4 protein-coding genes are annotated in these 3837 nt (G+C 55.3%); 3 read left to right on the top strand and 1 reads right to left on the bottom strand.

All coding sequences use genetic code 11. The annotated features are described in order from the left end of the window. Positions 1–342: hypothetical protein (locus THS27_RS25850; protein ID WP_210403024.1), on the top strand; the 342-nt coding region annotated here is incomplete at its 5' end. Between the two features lie 220 nt (positions 343–562). Continuing rightward, complete coding sequence (gene coaA / locus THS27_RS25845) at positions 563–1519, top strand: type I pantothenate kinase (RefSeq protein ID WP_085595839.1); 957 nt, start codon at positions 563–565, stop codon at positions 1517–1519. Between the two features lie 21 nt (positions 1520–1540). Here coaA and THS27_RS25840 read toward each other — a convergent pair whose 3' ends face one another. Next, positions 1541–2518 carry an AraC family transcriptional regulator gene (locus THS27_RS25840; protein ID WP_085595837.1) on the bottom strand — a complete coding sequence of 326 codons (978 nt, stop codon included), beginning with the start codon at positions 2516–2518 and terminating at the stop codon, positions 1541–1543. 90 nt (positions 2519–2608) lie between these two features. Between THS27_RS25840 and THS27_RS25835 the strand changes: the two genes are divergently transcribed. Next, a complete protein-coding gene (locus THS27_RS25835; protein WP_085595835.1) occupies positions 2609–3823 on the top strand; it encodes an MFS transporter in 1215 nt (404 codons plus the stop codon). Positions 3824–3837 lie beyond the last annotated feature (14 nt).

Raw genomic sequence — 3837 nt, 5'->3', positions numbered from 1 at the left:
TATTTTCCGGGCGGATTACCATGGCAGCTTGCAAGGACACCACCAAATCGGCGGGTTTGTTCACTCTGGCCGTCCTGGCGCGGCTGGCCCTTGTGGAAAATAAACAAACGCAATGCCTATCTAGCGCCCGCCCATCTTTCGTCTCTGGCTGCATCAGCCATCACCAGCACGTCAATCTTGAAACAGAACCTGACGCCCATGCGTCAGGATAGCTGTTCCCTGCACAATGCGGAACGCGAAAGCGAAATTGCCTGGCAGCATCGTTCCGGGATGCTGCATTATGCAAATGATGCAGCTCTTATCGCGCAAAAGACCCTTAACGGGGACCACACAGGCACATGAATTGACAATCCCCCATTCCGGCCTACATGCAAGGCGCCCTTCGGAACGGGACCGCCGATTGGCAATGAAAGAAACCATGCCTGCCTGCGTTGCCCTTTTGTATAAAACCGCCCGCCAGGTCAAAGTTATTGACCAAATCGTCACCGTTAACATTGCATCGCCCTCGTCCAAACGGCATAAAGCGACAATGTGAACCGCACCAGAAGCAGAGAAGGCCGTAATGCCCCATTCCCCGTCGCCCCTTTACCCGGACCGCTATGCCCTGTTTGACCGGGACGCATGGCAGGCTGTGGGTGAAAATACGGCCTATCATCTTGCCCCTGCTGACCTCGATGCATTGCGCGGCCTGAATGACACCACAGATCAAAACGACCTGGCAGCCATTTTTGCCCCGCTTATTCATTTGATCCGCACCCATCGCGACCATCTTACGTCCCTAAAAACCGGGATGGGCGACCTGTTGGGAACCCCGCCGCGCAAAGCCCCCTATATCATCGGGGTTGCGGGCAGTGTCGCCGTTGGCAAAAGCACCTTTTGCCGGGTATTACGGCAAATGCTGGCGCAATCACTGGGCGGTGAAAGCCGGGTTGATTTGATGTGTACGGACGGTTATTTGTGGCCACTGGCAGACCTTGAAGAACGTGGTCTTTTGGCGCGCAAGGGTTTTCCCGAAAGTTATGACAGGCGTGCCCTGCTTGATACGCTAGAGCAAATCAAGGATGGGGCAGAACGGGTGGAAATACCGGTTTATTCGCATGTCACATATGATATCGACCCGAACCGCAAACAAATTATCAACAGCCCCGACATTTTAATTGTGGAAGGGTTGAATGTCCTTGAAATCAGCACGGTAGGCAGCCCTGCGGCCCAAACCCATGCGGGCGACTTTTTTGATTTTACATTGTATCTTGATGCCGATGAGGACGACATTCGCACCTGGTACATTCACCGTTTTCTAACCTTGAAAAACAGCGTGTTTCAAACACCGGAATCCTATTTCCACCGCTATGCCCATTTAAATGACGACGAAGCGCGCACCCTTGCCGGCGACATATGGGCAAATATCAACGCCCGGGTTTTGGAAGAGCATGTGGCCCCGTCGCGTTTTCGCGCCGATGCCATTTTGCGCAAAGGCAAAGGCCACCGCGTAGAAACAGTTGCTGTGCGCAAACCCTGAAACCGGCCTTTGGCCTGTCTCTTATGCCCGGCGCGCCACACCGGGCGATGTGCCAGTAACCCGTTTAAACGCCCGGCTAAAGGCAGCACCCGACCCATAACCCAACCGTTCAGCCACCATGTCAACCGGCAGGCGTTCCCGGCTGATCCACTGCATTGCAAGGCGCATCCGAAGGTCGGTCACATAGCGCAATGGCGTGATCCCGGTAACAGCCAGAAACCGCTCGGCAAAAACCGAACGTGATGTGCCCATCTCGGCGGCCATGCTTGCCACGGTCCAGTTACGGCCAGGGTCACGGTGCAGGGCACTGATAACACGCCCCAGGCGCGGATCGCGCAAGGCCTCGACCCAGCCAGAAGCATCGCCACAGCCGCATTCCACCCAGCCACGTACAATTGATGCCGAAACAACATCAGCCAGGCGGGTAACAATGGCACCATAACCGGCCCGCTCGGAGCAAACCTCGCGTTCCATGGCTTCAAGGATCGGCAGTATTTCGGGGTTTCGTTCCAGCATGGTGCCAACCTGCATAATTTCAGGCATCATGCCAATCAGCGGGCTCATGCAGCCAAGATCAAATTCCATGCAGCCGCTAAAAAACAGGGCATCGTTATTACATTGTGCCGGGTCACAGGCCGTAACTGCATCAAAACGATTACAAATCGGGGCAGTAACAAAACTTTTAATGTCGTCGGCGGTAATATCGGGTGACGATAACATTTCGTGACCAACCCCGCGGGGCAGCAGCACGGCATCACCGGTTTGCAAAACGCATTGCTCGCCCGATGCACAGCGCAAATAAACCGGTCCGCGCGCCACAAAATGAAATTGCGCACGCCCCACATCGTCGCCAAACCGCACCCCGAAGGGCGGCGCCATTTGTACCCGGCTGTAATGCAGGCCAAACAACCGCATCCCCAAAAGCAATTCGCTTATCAGGTCGGTTGCAACATATCCCGGGTCACCGGTACGATATTTTTCGGACGATTGATCAAACATTGAAGAGTATCTGGCATAGATCGTCTGGAATTACCAGCCTATTTTAGGGTTAATCAAAAGTACATCCTTCCAGACAGGACATAGATAGTAATGAATACCACAAACACAAGCACGCCCAGCGCTGCCGGGCCAATTGCCCCGGCGTGGGGTGCTGTCATTTCGATGACGCTAGGTGTTTTCGGGCTGGTAACGGCGGAATTTCTGCCTGCCAGCCTGTTAACCCCCATGGCAAACGACCTTGGCATTAACGAAGCCCTGGCCGGGCAGGCCGTATCGGCCACCGCCATTGTCGCCATGATCACCTGCCTCCTAATCGCCACCTTGACCCGCCGATTTGACCGTCGCCATGTCCTGCTGGGGTTTTCGATATTGTTAATCATATCGAATATTCTGGTTGCCATCGCACCGAACCTGTCATTCCTGCTGATGGGCCGCGTTTTGCTTGGCATCGCCCTAGGAGGATTTTGGACAATGGCAGCCGCAGTTGTCATGCGGCTGGTGCCCGAATATCTGGTACCGCGTGCGTTGTCCATTTTATTTAGCGGCGTTTCAATCGCTACGGTTTTTGCCGCCCCGCTGGGCAGCTTCCTGGGTGATATGATTGGCTGGCGCAATATCTTCCTTCTAACCGGCGTTCTGGGCGTTGTGGTGCTGATTGCGCAATTTGCCACCCTGCCCCGGCTCGCACCGGTTGGACATGCCAGCCTGCGCACCCTGTTTGATGTGATGATGCGCCCGCGCATGCGGTTTGGGCTGGTCCTGACCATGCTGATCTTTACCGGTCATTTCGCCATGTTTACCTATGTGCGGCCCTTTTTGGAAAATGTCACCGGCGTTGCCATTTCCGGCGTTTCGGGCATTTTGCTGGGCTTTGGCATTGCCAATTTCCTTGGTACCTATCTTGCTGGCGCATTGATTGAACGCAACCTGAAACGAACGCTCAGCATTATGCCCATCATTATGGGCTTTGCCGGGTTAAGCCTGGCCACCTTTCAAGGCAGCAGCACGATTGGCGACAGTATTTTGATTGCCATTTGGGGCATGGCCTTTGCCGCCATGCCTGTTGGTTGGTCCACATGGATCACCCGCACCGTTCCTGACGAAGCCGAAAGTGGCGGCGGTTTGCTTGTGGCAGCAATCCAGCTTGCCATTGCCCTTGGCGCGGCAGTCGGCGGCGCGATTTACACGGCCAGTGGTGCGCTGGGCGTCTTTGGCCTGAGCGGATGCCTTTTGCTGGTGGCGGGGGCTGTTGTATTGCTGGGTTTGCGCACGGCCCCGCAGGCAAGCGCACAGAACGAAGCCTAGGCTCAGGACTCATT

The organism is Thalassospira sp. MCCC 1A01428, assembly GCF_002115825.1.
GTDB lineage: Bacteria > Pseudomonadota > Alphaproteobacteria > Rhodospirillales > Thalassospiraceae > Thalassospira.
Note: the sequence above shows the minus strand (reverse complement) of the source record. Positions and strands in the feature narration are given on the sequence as shown.